This window comes from Stenotrophomonas sp., assembly GCF_036662295.1.
GTDB lineage: Bacteria > Pseudomonadota > Gammaproteobacteria > Xanthomonadales > Xanthomonadaceae > Stenotrophomonas.
Map to the genome: position 1 here is coordinate 12817 of NZ_JAVWXA010000006.1, position 16697 is coordinate 29513.

The 16697-nt window shown below is 69.3% G+C and carries 16 protein-coding genes; 11 read left to right on the forward strand and 5 right to left on the reverse strand.

Translation table 11 applies throughout. The annotated features are described in order from the left end of the window. Together fmt and def are read right to left on the reverse strand one after the other, a co-directional pair. On the reverse strand, positions 1–924 hold the full coding sequence (gene fmt / locus RSA25_RS02220) for a methionyl-tRNA formyltransferase (protein WP_332807289.1): 924 nt from the start codon (positions 922–924) through the stop codon (positions 1–3). 99 nt (positions 925–1023) lie between these two features. Continuing rightward, positions 1024–1536, reverse strand: coding sequence for a peptide deformylase (gene def / locus RSA25_RS02225; RefSeq protein WP_332807290.1), 513 nt, complete (start codon positions 1534–1536; stop codon positions 1024–1026). A 126-nt stretch (positions 1537–1662) separates the two neighbouring features. Here def and RSA25_RS02230 point away from each other — a divergent pair, with 126 nt between their 5' ends. From RSA25_RS02230 to RSA25_RS02270, 9 genes are all read left to right on the forward strand, one after another. Then, positions 1663–2793: a LysM peptidoglycan-binding domain-containing protein gene (locus RSA25_RS02230; RefSeq protein WP_332807291.1), complete on the forward strand. Its 1131-nt coding sequence runs from the start codon at positions 1663–1665 to the stop codon at positions 2791–2793. 73 nt (positions 2794–2866) lie between these two features. Continuing rightward, the gene (gene dprA / locus RSA25_RS02235) at positions 2867–4006 is read left to right on the forward strand and encodes a DNA-processing protein DprA (protein ID WP_332807292.1); all 1140 of its coding nucleotides are present in this window, start codon (positions 2867–2869) and stop codon (positions 4004–4006) included. A 42-nt stretch (positions 4007–4048) separates the two neighbouring features. After that, the gene (locus tag RSA25_RS02240) at positions 4049–4522 is read left to right on the forward strand and encodes a DUF494 family protein (protein WP_332807293.1); all 474 of its coding nucleotides are present in this window, start codon (positions 4049–4051) and stop codon (positions 4520–4522) included. Positions 4523–4559: 37 nt separating this feature from the next. After that, entirely contained in the window at positions 4560–5354 is a 795-nt protein-coding gene (locus RSA25_RS02245) for a pilin (protein ID WP_332807294.1), read from the forward strand. Between the two features lie 45 nt (positions 5355–5399). Then, positions 5400–6356 carry an RDD family protein gene (locus RSA25_RS02250; RefSeq protein ID WP_332807295.1) on the forward strand — a complete coding sequence of 319 codons (957 nt, stop codon included), beginning with the start codon at positions 5400–5402 and terminating at the stop codon, positions 6354–6356. A gap of 254 nt (positions 6357–6610) precedes the next feature. Then, positions 6611–9124, forward strand: a complete 2514-nt coding sequence (locus RSA25_RS02255; protein WP_332807296.1) for a DNA topoisomerase I — start codon at positions 6611–6613, stop codon at positions 9122–9124. Positions 9125–9216: 92 nt separating this feature from the next. Then, a complete protein-coding gene (locus RSA25_RS02260) occupies positions 9217–9777 on the forward strand; it encodes a Sua5/YciO/YrdC/YwlC family protein (protein ID WP_332807297.1) in 561 nt (186 codons plus the stop codon). A gap of 44 nt (positions 9778–9821) precedes the next feature. Then, complete coding sequence (locus tag RSA25_RS02265; RefSeq protein WP_332807298.1) at positions 9822–10631, forward strand: DUF4124 domain-containing protein; 810 nt, start codon at positions 9822–9824, stop codon at positions 10629–10631. A gap of 91 nt (positions 10632–10722) precedes the next feature. Beyond that, the gene (locus RSA25_RS02270) at positions 10723–11553 is read left to right on the forward strand and encodes a hypothetical protein (protein ID WP_332807299.1); all 831 of its coding nucleotides are present in this window, start codon (positions 10723–10725) and stop codon (positions 11551–11553) included. A gap of 7 nt (positions 11554–11560) precedes the next feature. On the opposite strand, the gene RSA25_RS02275 is transcribed toward RSA25_RS02270, so the two are convergent. Continuing rightward, complete coding sequence (locus RSA25_RS02275) at positions 11561–12337, reverse strand: SDR family oxidoreductase (protein WP_332807300.1); 777 nt, start codon at positions 12335–12337, stop codon at positions 11561–11563. A gap of 168 nt (positions 12338–12505) precedes the next feature. Here RSA25_RS02275 and RSA25_RS02280 point away from each other — a divergent pair, with 168 nt between their 5' ends. Continuing rightward, positions 12506–12727 carry a hypothetical protein gene (locus RSA25_RS02280; protein ID WP_332807301.1) on the forward strand — a complete coding sequence of 74 codons (222 nt, stop codon included), beginning with the start codon at positions 12506–12508 and terminating at the stop codon, positions 12725–12727. Positions 12728–12854: 127 nt separating this feature from the next. Here RSA25_RS02280 and sppA read toward each other — a convergent pair whose 3' ends face one another. After that, positions 12855–14759 (reverse strand): signal peptide peptidase SppA, encoded by a 1905-nt coding sequence (sppA, locus tag RSA25_RS02285; RefSeq protein ID WP_332807302.1) that lies wholly within the window; start codon positions 14757–14759, stop codon positions 12855–12857. An 85-nt stretch (positions 14760–14844) separates the two neighbouring features. Then, on the reverse strand, positions 14845–16215 hold the full coding sequence (locus RSA25_RS02290) for an MATE family efflux transporter (protein WP_332807303.1): 1371 nt from the start codon (positions 16213–16215) through the stop codon (positions 14845–14847). A gap of 159 nt (positions 16216–16374) precedes the next feature. Between RSA25_RS02290 and RSA25_RS02295 the strand changes: the two genes are divergently transcribed. Further along, positions 16375–16671 carry a hypothetical protein gene (locus RSA25_RS02295; protein WP_332807304.1) on the forward strand — a complete coding sequence of 99 codons (297 nt, stop codon included), beginning with the start codon at positions 16375–16377 and terminating at the stop codon, positions 16669–16671. Positions 16672–16697 lie beyond the last annotated feature (26 nt).

Consider the following 16697-nt stretch of genomic DNA (forward strand, 5'->3'; position numbering starts at 1 on the left):
TCAGGCGCCCACGCCCAGGTCACGCCGCGCGTTGAGGTAGTCGGCGGCGGTGATCGCCTTGCCGCCTTCCCGCTGCAGCACGCGCAGGCGCAGGGCACCCTGCCCGCAGGCGATGTCGATGCCTTCGCGCGCCGCCGCCAGCAGGGTGCCCGGGGCCTTGCCCTGGTTGTCCGGCATGGCCACCGCGCCATGGATGCGCACGCGCTCGCCGGCCAGCATCGCCTCGGCGATGGGCCACGGGTTGAAGGCGCGCACGGTGCGCTCCAGCGCGGCCGCGTCCTGCGCCCAGTCCAACCGGGCCTCGGCCTTGTCCAGCTTGTGCGCGTAGGTGACGCCGGCCTCGGGCTGCGGCTGGGCGATCGGCTTGATCCCCGCACGCAGCAGGCCCAGCCCGTCGGACAGCACCTGCGCGCCCAGCTCGGCCAGGCGGTCATGCAGCTGGCCGCCGGTGTCGTTGGGGCCGATCGCCAGCTGCTGGGTGAGCAGCACCGGGCCGGTGTCCAGGCCGGCCTCCATCTGCATCAGGCAGACCCCGCTCTGGCTGTCGCCGGCCTGGATCGCGCGCTGGATCGGCGCGGCGCCGCGCCAGCGCGGCAGCAGCGAGGCGTGCACGTTCCAGCAGCCGTGGGTGGGGATGGCCAGCACCGCCTTGGGCAGGATCAGGCCGTAGGCCACCACCACCATCAGGTCCGGCTGCAGGTCGCGCAGCTGCTGCTGCGCCTCGGGGGTCTTGAGGTTTTCCGGCTGGAACACCGGGATGCCGCGGGCGATCGCCTCCAGCTTCACCGGCGAGGGCATCAGCCCGCGCCCGCGCCCGGCCGGGCGGTCCGGCTGGGTGTAGACGGCCACCACTTCATGGTGGCGCGCCGCCGCGCGCAGCGAGGACACGGCGAACTCCGGCGTACCGGCAAAGACGATTTTCATGGCGACCCCACTTGCAGAAAGAAAAACGGCGCCGGTGGCCGGCGCCGAACAACCGGGGACGGCGCGCGGTCAGCCCGCGCGGCCGCGCCCGTGGCCATCTCAGGCAACGTGCTTGCGCTGCTTGGCCAGCTTCTTGCGCACCATCTCGCGCTTGAGCGGCGAGAGGTAATCGATGAACAGCTTGCCATCCAGGTGGTCCATCTCGTGCTGGATGCACACCGCCAGCACGCCGTCGGTGGTCAGTTCCTGCGGCTGGCCCTGGCGGTCCAGGTAGCGCACGGTGATCTGGTTGGCGCGGGTCACATCGGCAAAGATGCCCGGGACCGACAGGCAGCCCTCCTGGTACACCTGGCCGCCTTCGTTGGCCACGATCTCCGGGTTGATGAACACCAGCGGGGTGTCCTTCTCCTCGCTGACGTCGATGACCATGAAGCGCTGGTGGACGTCCACCTGGCTGGCGGCAAGGCCGATGCCGGGGGCGTCGTACATGGTGTGGAACATGTTGTCGATCAGTTCCTGGAAGGCCGGGACGGTGACGTCGGCGGCCTGGATCAACGCGGCCTTGGTGCGCAGGCGCGGATCGGGGAACTCGAGAATGGGCAGGATGGCCATGGCAAATACCGGTAGGGGGCGCCGGTCAAAGCGGCGTACGTCGCAATTCTATCGCCAACGCTTGCCCTGCGCCCCGGTTTCTGGACTATAGTGCGCGAACCTGTTGGGGAATCAGGCACCACACTTATGTTTGAACGTACTCGTACGGTCGTCGCCGTGGCGATGTTGACCGTCGCTACCTATGCTACCGCCGTTGAAATGAATGGCGGGCACCCGGATACCTACGTCGTCCGCAAGGGCGATACCTTGTGGGACATTTCCGCGCGCTTCCTTAAAAAGCCGTGGTTGTGGCCGGAGATCTGGCAAGCCAACCCGCAGGTCAAGAACCCGCATCTCATCTACCCCGGCGACGTGCTGAGCCTGGCCTACCTGGATCGCGTCGTGGCCCAGCCCGGCCCGCGCCAGGAAGCGCCGATCAACGGCATCCCGCTGGACCAGGTCGAGCCGTTCCTGAAACAGCTCAGCGTGGTCGATGAGGTCAAGTCGCTGCCGTTCGTGGCCGGGCTGGAAGACAACCGCCTGCGTGCCACCAGCGGCCAGGTCGCCTACGTGCGCGGCCTGGACGGGGCCGAAGTGGGCCAGCGCTGGGCCGTGGTCCGGCCGACCGTGCAGTACGCGCTGCCCAAGCCGACCGAGGACCTCACCTTCCGCGGTGACGTCACCCCGGGCAGCGGCAACCTCTGGAAGAACTACATCGTGCCCAGCAAGCGTCACCAGACGCTGGGCTACGAGCTGGTCCAGGTCAACGTGGGCACGGTCACCAAGGTCGCCGCCGGCGACGTGGATGTGACCACCATCGCCCTGCAGACCCAGGTCGGCGGGCGCGAAGTGCGCAACGGCGACCGCCTGGTCCCGGTCGAGGCCAACCCCTACGACCTGCAGTTCTTCCCGCACGTCCCGGCTGCCCAGAGCGAGGGCCTGGACATCCGTGTGCTGGCGGTGACGGACATGTTCCTGGCCGGGGGTCCGCGCGACGTGATCGCCCTGTCGGCCGGCAGCGCCAATGGCATCGACAACGGCACCGTGGTGTCGCTGTGGCGCCAGGGCCGCCACGTGGCCAACAAGATGAAGTACCCCGGCTCGTCGCGGATGGACGATTCGCTGACCGACGGCGCTGGCCGCATCACCCTGCCGGACGAGTACGCCGCCCATGCGATGGTGTTCCGCACCTTCGACAAGGTCAGCTACGCGCTGGTCATGCAGGGGGTCAAGCCGGTCCAGGTGGGCTACGCGGCCAAGCACCCGGACGCGAAGTAACGCGGCATTGCCCTACGCAACACTGCGACGGCGCCCCAGGGCGCCGTCGTTGTTTCCGGCCTAGCCTGACCGGATGTGCCCCCTCTATTCCGATGACACCCACGCGCTGCTGCGCCTGGTCCTGGCCGGCGGCGCCGCGACGCCCCGGCGGCGCCTGCTGGACCAGCACGGCGATGCCGGCCAGGCCCTGCGCGCCGGGCCGGCCGCCTGGCGCGCGGCCGGCTGCATCCCGGCCCAGTGCGCGCGCCTGGCCCAGCCCGAGCCGGCCTGGCTGGCCGCCGGGCTGGCCTGGCTGGCCGAGCCGGGCCACCACCTGCTGGCGATCACCGACCCGGACTACCCGGTCCTGCTGCGCCACCTGCCCGAAGCGCCCCCGGCGCTGTTCGTGCAGGGCGACCCGGCCGCACTGTGGCACCCGGGCGTGGCGGTGGTGGGCAGCCGGACACCCTCGCCGACGGGCGCCGAACTGGCCGCCGACTTCGCCGGGGCCCTGGCGCGCAGCGGGTTGTCGGTGGTCAGCGGGCTGGCCGCCGGGGTGGACGCGCGCGCCCACGAGGCCGCATTGAAGGTGGCCGGCGGGCGCACCGTGGCCGTGGTGGCCACCGGCCTGGACCGCACCTACCCGCCGGCCCATGCCGCCCTGCAGGCGCGGATCGCGGCGCGCGGCGCGGTGGTGAGCGAGTACCCGCCCGGGCTGGCCGCGGCCGCGCACCAGTTCCCGGCCCGCAACCGGATCATCGCCGCCCTGTCGCTGGGCACGCTGGTGATCGAGGCGGCGGCCCGCTCCGGGGCGCTGATCACCGCGCGGCTGGCCAGCGAGGCCGGGCGGGAGGTGTTCGCCGTGCCCGGCTCGGTCCGCAACCCGCGCGCGCGGGGCTGCCACCGGCTGATCCGCGACGGCGCCCAGCTGGTGGAACACCCCGATGAGGTGATCGCCGGGCTGACCGCCCTGGCCGGCAGCCTGGGCCAGGCCTTGCGAAGCCGGCTCGGCGCCCCCACTGAACAGGCACGCCCGGCGCCGCCCAGCGCCCCCGCCCATTCCGACCCCGACTACCAGCGCTTGTGGCAGGCACTGGATGACAACCCAACCGGTATGGATTCACTGATCCAGCGCAGCGGATTGACGACGGCCCAGCTGTCGGCCATGCTGCTGGTCATGGAACTGGATGGAAAGGTGGTTGCCGCATATGGGCGCTACTGTCGAAAACCCTAGTTTCTTCACCTCCACAGCGTCGTTGACGCAGGCCGAGGGGCAATGAAAGAGAGCATTCTGGATGTCCTGCTGTACCTGTTCGAACATTACTTCAGCGAGGACCCGGACCTCGTCCGTGACCGCGACACCCTCCAGAACAGCCTGATCCAGGCCGGCTTCAGCCCCACCGAGATCAAGAAAGCCTTCGACTGGCTCGATGCCCTGTCCGAGCAGCGCCCGGCCGTCACCCTGGCCCGCGTGGATGGCCCGGTGCGCATCTACCATGGCCCGGAGCTGGACAAGCTCGACGTGGAAGGCCGCGGGTTCCTGATGTTCCTGGAGCAGCACGGCATCCTGGATGCCAACCAGCGCGAGCTGGTGCTGGACCGCGCCATGGCCCTGGACCAGGACGAACTGGACCTGGACGACCTCAAGTGGGTGGTGCTGATGGTGCTGTTCAACCAGCCCGGGTCCGAGGCGGCGTACGCCTGGATGGAAACCCAGATGTTCATTGACGAACCGGAACCCCTCCACTGACCGTACACTGGGCGCCTTGCGCATTCAGGAGCGTGTCGTGGGCCAGTGGTTCTATGCAGAAGGAAATCGCCAGCAGCGCGGGCCGCTGGCGTCTGAAGAGCTGATCGCGCTGTACCAGTCCAGCCGCATCGCGGCCGATACGCTGGTCTGGCGCGACGGCATGGCGCAGTGGCAACCGCTGCGCGAGGTGGCCGAGGAGATCGGCCTGGTGCTGGCGCCGCCGCCGACCAGCCTGCCCGATCCCCCTGTCGATCCCGTTGCCGAACCGGTGGCCGACATCACTCCGGTCGCCCCGGTGGCCGTGCCGCCAGATATCCCGCTTCCGCCCCCCGTAGCCGCCGCACCGGCTGCGCCGCGCCCGGCCGCCAGCCCGGTGCCCGCCTCCGCCAAGGGCATGTCCGGGTGCGCGATCGCCGCGATCATCGGCGGTGCCTGCCTGGTGGTGCTGGTGGCGGTGCTGGGCATCCTGGCCGCGATCGCCCTGCCCGCCTACCAGGAATACACCCTGCGCGCCAAGACCACCCAGGCGGTGGCCGAACTGGCCTCGCTCAAGGTGCAGATCGCCGAGTCCTTCGTGGCCAACGGGCGCTGCCCGGTCAACGACGATGACGGCTTCCTGGCCGCCGACGGCTATGCCAGCGGCGCGTTGAGCGCGGTGCATGTCGGCCGCTTCGACAACAGCCACTGCGGCATCGAGGCCGAACTGACGGTGCCGGGCCAGGACAAGCTGGACGGCAAGCTGCTCTGGCTGGATTTCGATCCGGACCAGCAGCACTGGGAGTGCACCTCCGATGTCGATGACAAGTACCTGCCGCTGGAATGCCGCGGCTGAAAACGGACGGATGTCCACGGATGAACACACATGGGGATTGATGCAATGACTGAGTGGTATTACGCCGATGGCCAGGATCGCCAGGGCCCGTTGAGCGCCGACGAACTGCGCCTGCGTTTCCAGCGCGCGCAGATCAGCCTGGCCACGCTGGTGTGGCGCGAGGGTTACCCGCAGTGGAAGCCGCTGGCCGAGGCGGTCGACGAGCTGCAGCTGCAGAACCTGGCCAGTGCCGCCGACAACCTCGGCAACGGCATCGACCTGCGCGGGGATTACACCGCCATCGACAACGGCACCGCGCCGCTGCCGGGCACCGGGGGCGGCACCCATTCGCCCTATACCGCGCCCACTTCCGGTGGCCCCTATGCCGATCCGATGGTGGTCAGCGGCGGCGACGTGGTCTATGCCGGGTTCTGGAAGCGCTTTGCCGCGGCCACGATCGATGGCGTGGTGATGTCCGGCGTGCTGGTGCTGGTGTTCCTGGTGGGCATGCTGATGTTCGGTGGCATGGCCGCCTTCATGGGCGGGCTGAGCGATCCGGAGGACTCCCCGGGGATGGCGGTGTTCATCGTGCTGGGCGTGTACGTGCTGCCGGTGATCGTGCAGGCGCTGTACTTCAGCCTGATGCATGCCTCCACCCGCCAGGCCACGCTGGGCAAGATGGCGGTCGGCATCAAGGTGGTGCGCACCGACGGCCAGCGTTTGAGCAACGGGCGCAGCTTCGGCCGATGGGCCGCGCTGTTCTTCTCCTACCTGCTCAGCTGCGGCCTGGCCTACCTGGCCTCGGCCATCATGGCCGGCGTGACCCAGCGCAAGCAGGGCCTGCACGACATGATCGTGGACACCCTGGTGGTGGACAAATGGGCCTATACCGACCAGCCGCAGCTGCAGCGCCGCGAACTGGGCACGGTGACCCTGGTGATCATCGGCCTGACCGCGCTGGCGGTGCTGGCCTATGCCGGCCTGATCGTGATGACCATTGTGATGGCCGCCGCACAATCCTGATCCCGGCCCGGCCCCGCCCACCGCGCCACAGCCTGTGGGCGCGGGCCGATCACCGCCTGGCGGCGATCTTCCTCACACCGGGCCGCTTGACACGGATGGCTCGGTCGTGATTCCTCTAATAAGCATTAAAGCTGAACGCCCGGCGCATACCCGGGCGTTCAGTTTATGGATATCGCCCGCTGCCCTTCACTAATGCGGCCATTTGCTCCACCCTAGCGCCCTCTCCCGGGCTGCTGCCCACAGAAATAACTGACATGCCCAAGCACCTGCTCATCGTCGAATCGCCCGCCAAGGCCAAGACGATCAACAAATACCTCGGCAAGGACTTCACCGTCCTGGCCTCGTATGGGCATGTGCGCGACCTGGTGCCCAAGGAGGGCGCGGTCGACCCGGACAACAACTTCGCGATGCGCTACGACCTCATCGAGAAGAACGAAAAGCACGTCGATGCCATCGTCAAGGCCGCCAAGGGCGCCGACGACATCTTCCTGGCGACCGATCCGGATCGCGAGGGCGAGGCGATCAGCTGGCACATCGCCGAGATCCTGAAGGAGCGTGGGCTGGTCAAGGACAAGCCGATGCAGCGGGTGGTGTTCACCGAGATCACCCCGCGCGCGATCAAGGAGGCCATGGGCCAGCCGCGTGCCATCGCCGGCGACCTGGTCGATGCGCAGCAGGCGCGCCGCGCGCTGGATTACCTGGTGGGCTTCAACCTCTCCCCGGTGCTGTGGCGCAAGGTGCAGCGCGGCCTGTCCGCCGGCCGCGTGCAGAGCCCGGCGCTGCGCATGATCGTCGAGCGCGAGGAAGAGATCGAGGCGTTCATCGCCCGCGAATACTGGAGCATCGATGCGGCGTGCGCGCATCCGTCCCAGCCGTTCACTGCCCGCCTGACCAAGCTGGACGGCAAGAAGTTCGAGCAGTTCACCGTGACCGACGGCGACACCGCCGAGGCCGCGCGCCTGCGCATCCAGCAGGCCGCGCAGGGTTCGCTGCACGTCACCGACGTGGCCAGCAAGGAGCGCAAGCGCCGCCCGGCCCCGCCGTTCACCACCTCCACGCTGCAGCAGGAAGCCTCGCGCAAGCTCGGCTTCACCACGCGCAAGACCATGCAGGTGGCGCAGAAGCTGTACGAAGGCGTGGCCATCGGCGAGGAAGAAGGCACCGTCGGCCTGATCTCGTACATGCGTACCGACTCGGTCAACCTGTCCCAGGACGCGCTGGCCGAGATCCGCGACGTGATCGCGCGCGACTACGGCATCGCCTCGCTGCCCGACCAGCCCAACACCTACCAGACCAAGTCCAAGAACGCCCAGGAAGCCCACGAAGCCGTGCGCCCGACCTCGGCCCTGCGTACCCCGGCACAGGTGGCGCGCTTCCTCACCGATGACGAGCGCAAGCTGTACGAGCTGATCTGGAAGCGGGCGGTGGCCTGCCAGATGATCCCGGCCACGCTCAACACCGTCAGCGTGGACCTCTCGGCCGGCAGCGAGCACGTGTTCCGCGCCAGCGGCACCACCGTGGTGGTGCCCGGCTTCCTGGCCGTCTATGAGGAAGGCAAGGACACCAAGAGCGCCGAGGATGACGACGAAGGCCGCAAGCTGCCGGCGATGAAGCCCGGCGACCGCGTGCCGCTGGACCGCATCGTGGCCGACCAGCACTTCACCCAGCCGCCGCCGCGCTTCACCGAAGCGGCGCTGGTCAAGGCGCTGGAAGAATATGGCATCGGCCGTCCGTCGACCTATGCCTCGATCATCCAGACCCTGCTGTTCCGCAAGTACGTGGAAATGGAAGGCCGCAGCTTCCGCCCGTCCGACGTGGGCCGCGCGGTGTCCAAGTTCCTGTCCAGCCACTTCACCCAGTACGTGGATTACGACTTCACCGCCAAGCTGGAAGACGAGCTCGATGCCGTCTCGCGCGGCGAGGAAGACTGGATCCCGTTGATGGCCCGCTTCTGGGACCCGTTCAACAAGCTGGTCGAGGAAAAGAACGAGTCGGTCGACCGCGCCGAAGCCAGTGGCGCGCGCGAGCTGGGCACCGATCCCAAGACCGGCAAGCCGGTCAGCGTGCGCCTGGGCCGCTTCGGGCCGTACGCGGCGATCGGCAGCACCGCCGAGGACGCCGAGGACAAGCCCAAGTTCGCCTCGCTGCGCCCGGGCCAGTCGATGCACACCATTTCGCTGGAAGACGCGCTGGAGCTGTTCCTGATGCCGCGCGCGCTGGGCCAGGACAAGGATGAGGACGTGAGCGTGGGCATCGGCCGCTTCGGCCCGTTCGCCAAGCGCGGCAGCACCTACGCCTCGCTGAAGAAGGAAGACGACCCGTACACCATCGACCTGGCCCGCGCCGTGTTCCTGATCGAAGAGAAGGAAGAGATCGCGCGCAACCGGATCATCAAGGAGTTCGAGGGCAGCGACATCCAGGTGCTCAACGGTCGCTTCGGCCCGTACATCAGCGATGGCCGCATGAACGGCAAGATCCCCAAGGATCGCGAGCCGGCCTCGCTGACCCTGGCTGAAGTGCAGCAGTTGATGGAAGAAACCGGCAAGCCGGTGCGCAAGGGCTTCGGCAAGAAGGCAGCCAAGAAAGTGGTGGCCAAGAAGGCGGCCGTGAAGAAGGACGCCGCGCCGAAGAAGGCGGCGGCCAAGAAGGCGCCCGCCAAGAAGGCGGCGGCGAAAAAGGCCGTGGCCAAGAAGGCACCGGCAAAGAAGGCACCGGCAAAGAAGGCCGCCAAGAAGACCGCGACCAAGAAAGCGGTCAAGAAGGCCTGAGCCTGGGAGGGCCGGCGCGACCGGCCCACCCGGACACTACCGCCGCCGCGCGGCCGGCGGATAATGCCCTTCCCTGCCGCCGCCCAGCCGCCATGAACGAACTCACTGTGGACACTGCCCTGCCTGCGCTGCGCGCCGGCGGGGTGATCGCCTATCCGACCGAAGCCGTCTGGGGCCTGGGCTGCGATCCCGGCAACGAGGCGGCGGTGATGAAACTGCTGCAGCTCAAGCAGCGCCCGGTCGAGAAGGGCATGATCCTGGTGGCCGCCACGCTGGCCCAGCTGGACGGCTGGGTGCGGATGGACGCGCTGCCGGCCGACCGCCAGCGTGAGGTCCAGGCCAGCTGGCCCGGCGCGCATACCTGGATCCTGCCGGCCGGCGACCGCGCGCCGCGCTGGATCACCGGCGAGCACCGTGGGATTGCGGTGCGGGTCAGCGCCCACCCGCTGGTGGCGGGCCTGTGCCGCGCATGGGGCGGCCCGCTGGTGTCCACCAGCGCCAACCTGGCCGGGCACCCGCCCGCCCGCACCCGCGCCGCGCTGGACCCGGCCCTGCTGCGCCAGCTTGATGGGCTGATCGATGGCGCCACCGGCGGCCTGGCCCAGCCCACGCCGATCCGCGATGCCCTCAGCGGGCAGGTCCTGCGTACCTGAACCGGGCTTTTGCGCGCCTGCCGGCAAAGCGGCACACTGTGGCCATGCCCCCCTTCCCCGCCCTGAGCCTGTCCGTGCTGCTTGTCGCCAGCGCGCCGCTTGGCGCGCAGGATGCCAAGGACAGCAAGGACAACGTGCGCATCTACCGCTGCGTGGGCAGCACCGGGGCGGTGTCGCTGCAGGATGCGCCCTGCCGGGAGGGCCGCCAGGAAGTGCGCGACATGCAACGCCCGCGCGACCGGCCGCAACGGGTGGTGCGCAGCGACGCCGACCCGACCACGCCGCCGGCCGCTGCCCCCCCGCGCGAGGTCCGCCATGTGTACGTGCAGCCGCCGCAGCCGCTGTTCGAATGCGTGCGCGATGACGGCAGCCGCTATACCAGCGACAACGGCGAGGGCAATCCGCGCTGGGTGCCGGTCTGGACCAGCGTGTACGTGCCCTACGGCCGCGGCCATCGTCCGCCGGGTGGCGGCGGTGGTGGCTACCGGCCCTCGCCGCCGTTGCCACCGATCGCGCCGATGGGCGGCACGCTTACCAGCAGCGGCGGCGGCCTGACGGTCTCCGGCGGCGGCGCCCACGGCGGGGCCAGCCTCAGCATCGGCAGTGGCAGCACGCAGTGGGAAGGCAGCCGCCAGGCCTACCCGGGCACCTACACCGACACCGTGGTGCCCACCGGCAACGTGCTGGTGCGCGACCAGTGCAGCCTGCTGCCGCAGGAGGACGTCTGTGCGCGGCTGCAGGACCGCCGCTGGACGCTGGTGCGCCAGTACAACAGCGCCCTGCAGGGCGAGCGCGAGACGCTCGACCGCGAACAGCGCAGCATCGATGCCCGGCTGCAGCGTGATTGCCGCTGACGCCTTCACCGCCCCGAGGTGCAGGGCAATGCAACCCGGTCATTTCCCCCGCCTGCTTGATCCGCACGTCTGATCCTGGTCTTCGCTTTCCATGCCCTTCCTGCACTCCCAACCATTATCGTTCCGCCTGCGCCCTGGCGTCCTGCCTGCGTTGGCGCTGGGCCTGGCCGCCCTGTGCGGCGCCATGCCCGGCCTCGCACGCGCCGATGAGGTGGTGCTGTTCCGATGCACCGACGTCAATGGCGCCCTGACCATCCAGAACGCGCCGTGCCCGGCGGGCAGCACCCAGCGCATCCAGCGCTTCGCCGCGGCCGCCACGGGGACGCCGCCGCCGGCAGTGGCCGCGGGCAGCGGGGACGCCACCTCGGCGGTGCCGGCCGCGCCGACAGGCCCCGCGCCATCACCGGCATCGTCATCGTTACCGGTGCCGGCCGCGCCGAGCACGATGCTGCAGTCGTCCCCGCTGCCGGTGCTGCAGGGCGGCGTGCAGACCTCGGTGGAGGCCGAAGGCAACGAGATCCTCGACAGTGACGTGCTGCGCCAGCAGGCCCGCGAGAAGGCTGCGGCGGCCGAGGCCGACAACGCCGCACCGAAGGCGCCGCTGCCGGAGATCTATGCGTGCATCAACCGCGACGGCAACGGCTACCTGCACGAGCGCGAACCGGCGCCGCCGCACTGCGTGCTGATGACCGTGACCGGCCTGGGTGGCAACACGCCGGTCAACGCGGCCGGCTGCGAGGTGGTGCGCGACACCTGCCAGGCCACGCCCGAGGCGCAGCGGTGCAACCGGTGGCAGCAGCGGTTCCGCGATGCGCGCGGCAGCGAGCGCTTTGCCACGCCGGAAAACCAGGCCGCCGCCACTGCCGAGCGCGAGCGCCTGCAGGCGATCCTGGCCGCGAGCGAGTGCCCGGTCCCGGGCTGATCGCCTGCTAGAACCCGTAGCGCAGGAAGCCACCGTCCACGGCGATGCATTCGCCGGTGACGTAGCTGGCCGCGGGCAGGCACAGGAAGCCCACCGCGGCGGCCACTTCCTCGGGCTCGCCGATGCGCCGCATCGGCGTGCGTTCGATCACTTCGTCGTAATAGTCCGGGTTGGACAGCGGGCCGGAGGTGCGCCGGGTGCGGATGTACCACGGTGCCACGGCGTTGACGCGGATGCCGTCCTCGGCCCATTCCACCGCCAGGTTGCGGGTCATCTGGTGCATGGCGGCCTTGGTCATGCCGTACACGGCGCCGCTGCGCACGTGGGTAAGGCCGGACACGCTGCCCACGTTGACGATGGCCGACGCCGCGTGCCGGGCCAGCAGCGGGTGTGCGTAGCGCGAGAGTTCAAAGGCCGAGAACAGGTTGGTTTCGAAGATGCCGCGCCATTCGTCTTCGGTGTACTCGGTGGCCGGCTTGCTGACGTTGCCGCCAGCGTTGTTGATCAGCAGGTGCAGGCCATCGCTGTGGTCTTCCACCCAGTCCAGGATCTCGCGGCGGTCCTCGTCGTCGGAAACATCGGCGGCCAGGCCGTGCACCTCGCGATCGGGAAAGGCGTCGGCCAGCTCATCGCGCGCCATTTCCAGGGCGTCGGCATCGCGCCCGACGATCAGCACGTCGGCGCCGAAGCCGAGCAGTTCCCGCGCAATGGCCAGGCCGATGCCGGCGCTGGCGCCGGTGATCAATGCGGTCTGTCCGTCCAGCCGCCAACGTTGCGCGCTCACATGCCTCTCCTGCGTCGGGGCGGTGCCCCGTGTTGCCTGCACGCGGCACCGTGCCGCACGCTGTGCGCAGGATAACGCAGCATGCGCGCCGGGTTGGCCGGTCGACGCCATCACACACCGGCCTGGCGACGGTGCGACACTGCGCGCCAGGCCCTTGAGGAGCGTGACATGAACATCCGTATTGTCCTGCCGCTTGCGGCATTGCTGGCGCTGGCCGGCTGCAACCGCCCGGCGCCGCCGTCGCCGGAAAAGCCCCCGGAACCGCAGGCCTCCGCACTGCGCGATGCGATGCAACAGCCGCTGGACAAGGCCAACGCCGCACGCGAATCGCTCGAACAGGCGCCAGACACCCGCGCCGCCGACGAAGCCGAAGGCAAAGCGCCCCGGTAGCGCCACCCCATGGGTGGCGGCGCGCGGTACTGGATGGGAGAGCAGCCACCCATGGGGTGGCTCTACCAGCCTGCATCAAGAAAAAGCCCGGCATTGCCGGGCTTTTTCATCGGTGCCGTGGTGCGGGTCAGAAGCCGCAGAAGCAGTACGCCAGGGCCGTGACCGGGCTGCTGCCGCGCGGGTCGCGGGCGGCGTCTTCGACGAAGCGCAGCTGGGTGTTCAGCTCCGGCATCGAACGGGCCAGGATCAGGCGGGCCATGCCCGACTCGCCCAGCATCCAGGCACCGGCATGGCTGCCGGCGAAGCCGCTCAGGAACTGCGCGAACGGGGTGGCGCCCTTCTCGATGTAGCGCACGCGCACCTTGTCCACGTCGCCCAGCTTGGCGCGCTTGGCGGCATCGGCCACGGCGACCTTCAGCCCGCCGAAGTCATCCACCAGGCCACGTTCCTTGGCCTGCGCACCGCTCCACACCCGGCCGCGGGCGACTTCATCGACCGCCTCGACCGGCTTGTTGCGGGCGTCGGCCACCTTGCCGGTGAAATCGGCGTAACCCTTGTTGATCACCGACTGGATCACCTGGCCCACGGCCGGGTCCATCGGGCGGGTCATGTCGAACGCGCCGGCGAAGCGGGTGGTGCCCACGCCGTCGGTATGCACGCCGATCTTGTCCAGCGAACGGGCCACGTTGGGGATCATGCCGAAGATGCCGATCGAACCGGTGATGGTCGAGGGGTCGGCATAGATGCGGTCGGCGTTCATGCTGATCCAGTAGCCGCCGGAGGCCGCCAGGTCACCCATGGACACCACCACCGGCTTGCCGGCGGCCTTCAGCGCCACCACTTCGCGACGGATCTGCTCGGAGGCGAACACTTCGCCACCGGGCGAATCCACGCGCAGCACCACGGCCTTCACGTCCTTGTCGTCGCGGGCTTCGCGCAGCAGGGCGGAGGTCGAGTCGCCGCCCACGCGGCCGGCCGGCAGGTCGCCGCCGGCGATCTCGCCGGACGCCACGATCACCGCCACCTGCGGACGCGAATCCACCGGCGAGCGGCGGGTGTCGAGCACGGACAGGTACGCGTCCAGGTTGACGCTGCGGAAACCGCCCTCGGCGTCTTCATCGGCCACGCCGCGGTCGGCCAGCAGGTCTTCGACTTCCTCGCGGGTCTTCAGGCCGTCCACCAGCTTCTGCTGCAGGGCGAACTTGGCCAGGTCGCCACCGGCGGCGGCGATGCCCTCGGGCAGGGTGTCGATGCCAGCGGCCAGCTGCGCGGCATCCAGCTTGCGCGCGGTGGCGATGTCGCCCAGGTAGCGCTGCCACACATCATTCATCCAGAACAGGTCCGCTTCCTTGGCCTGCGCCGAGGCGGCGTCGAGCACGTACGGCTCGGCGGCGGACTTGTACTCGCCCACCTTGAACAGGTGCACGTCCACGCCCAGCTTGTCCTGCAGGCCGGTGCGGAAGTACTGCCGGTAGCGGCCGAGGCCCTCGAGCATCACCCCGCCCATCGGGTCCAGGTAGACCTCGTTGGCCTGCGCGGCCAGCAGGTACTGCCACTGGCTCATGTTCTGGCTGAAGGCCACCACCTGCTTGCCCGAGGCGCGCAGGCCCTGCAGGGCAGCGGCCACTTCACGCATGGTGGCAAAGCCGCTGGGCTGCAGCTTGTCCAGCTCCAGCACCACCCGCTCGATCTTCTTGTCATCGCGCGCCGCTTCGATCGCACGGACCAGGTCGCGCAGCTGCACTTCCTCCGACCCGTTGTCGCCCACCGCCTTGGCCAGCGCGCGGCTGACCGGATCGGCGCTGTACTGCTCGACCAGCCGGCCTTCGGGCGCGATCACCAGCGTGGTGCGGTCCTGCAGCGATTTGCCGGCGCTGGCGCCCTTGCCCATCGCGAAAACGAACAGGATCAGCACCAGCAGCAGCAGGCCGAAGAACATCAGGTTGAGGATCAGCCTGCGGGTAAAGTTCATCACATCCCACAGCCCGATGAAGAAGCTGGCCACGGGGTTGCGACGCGCGGGTTGGTTCATGGGGAAAACTCCAGTTGGCATCTTGCCGTGGTACCAGCATAGCCGGTGCCGGGCGGGCCGGCATCGGACACAAGTAAGGGGGCCCTCAGGCGGCGGGCGGCAGCGCCAGGCCCACCCGGCGGCTGCTCACGCGCAGGCGCCAGGCCATCAGGATGGCCGCCGCGGTCAGGCCCAGGATCAGGCCCAGCCACATGCCCTGCGGGCCCATGCCCAGCCCCAGGCCGAGCCCGGCGCCCAGCGGCATGCCCAGGCCCCAGTAGGAGAACATGGCGATGAACATCGGCACGCGGGTGTCTTTCAGCCCACGCAGCGCACCGGCGGAGAGCACCTGCACGCCATCGGGGAACTGGAAGGCGGCCGCGTACAGCAGCAGCGTGGAGGCCAGCGCGGCCACGCCCATGTCGGCGGTATACACCCCGACGATGGCGTCATGGCCCAACAGCAGCACCAGCGCCGACAGCGTCTGGGTGCCCAGGATGATCACCAGCCCGGCGATCGCCGCGCGGCGCACGCCCAGCCCGTTGCCACTGCCCACCGCATGGCCCACGCGCACGGTGGTGGCCTCGGCCACGCCCATCGGGATCATGAAGCACAGCTGGGCCACGTTGATCGCGATCTGGTGCGAGGCGGCCTCGGTGGCGCCCAGGCGACCGATCAGCAGCGCGGTCACGATGAACAGACCGCCTTCCATCAGCACGGTGATGCCGATCGGCAGGCCGGTGCGCAGCAGGTCCCAGATGGCCGCCCAGCGCGGCGGCTCCAGGTGCGAGAACAGCGCAAGGTGGGCAAAACGCCGTGTTTTCCACAGGTAGCCGGCAAAGCACAGCGCCTGGATCCACATCATGATCGCCGAGGCCATGCCCAGGCCTTCGGCGCCCAGTTCGGGGAAGCCCAGCTTGCCGTAGCAGAGGATGTAGCCCAGCGGCGCCAGCACCAGCAGGCCGCCGAAGCCCAGGATCATGGTCGGCAGCGTCCAGTGCATGCCCTCGCTGAGATAGCGCATGCAGAAGTACAGCGTGAGCGCCGGCCCGCCCCAGCGCACCGCATGCAGGAACGCGGTGGCGCCGGGCACGATGTCCGCGGCGATGCCGAAGGCCGGCAGCAGCGGCGGCACCACGGTGAGGAAGGCGAACATGATCAGGCCCAGGCCCAGCGCCAACCACAGCGCCTGGCGGAACAACGGCCCGATCTCGCGCTCGCGGCCGGCACCGTGCAGCTGCGAGACCGAGGCGGTGAGCGAGATCAGGGTGCCGATCGGGATCAGCATCGGCAGCCACAGCAGCGCGGTGCCGATGGTCACCGCCGCCAGCGTCTGCGTGCCGTGGTGGCCGGCGATGACGTTATCGACAAAGGAAATCAGGCCGGTGGAGACATGGCCAAGCACCAGCGGCAACGCAAGCAGACCGGTGGCGCGCACTTCCCGGGAAAGGCGCGGCGTAGACAGGGGGTTGGACATGAAGATCACAGGCGGCAACTGCAGTCGCGCGCGAAGGGCACAGGCACCGGGTTGCAGGCGAGCATCTTACACCTGCCGGGTGGCAAACACCGCCAGCGACTATGCTGCGTCCCCGGCCCGCCCCTGCGCGGCCACCTTGCTGCCGCTACAGGGATGAACATGGCGACCTTGATCAACCTCGACAAAAAGTATTCCCGCTTCCTGTTCACGGCCATGGCGGCGGTGTCCGACAGCGAGTGGGTCAGGATCGGCTTCATCGACCTGGCCGCGTGCCATGTGCGCTTTGAAGACGTGATACATGAGCGCGATGGCCAGTCGTATTACACCCTCAGCTTCTGCAGGGGCGAGGTCACGCAGGAAAACTGGATGTCCGTCAGCATGGCGGACGTGGGCGGCGTGCATGTCGATGTGGACATCCGCACCGGGGCCGTGATCGGCCTCCACGCTGACCGCTGAAGCCCGACGGCGCGCCAGCCGCGCCG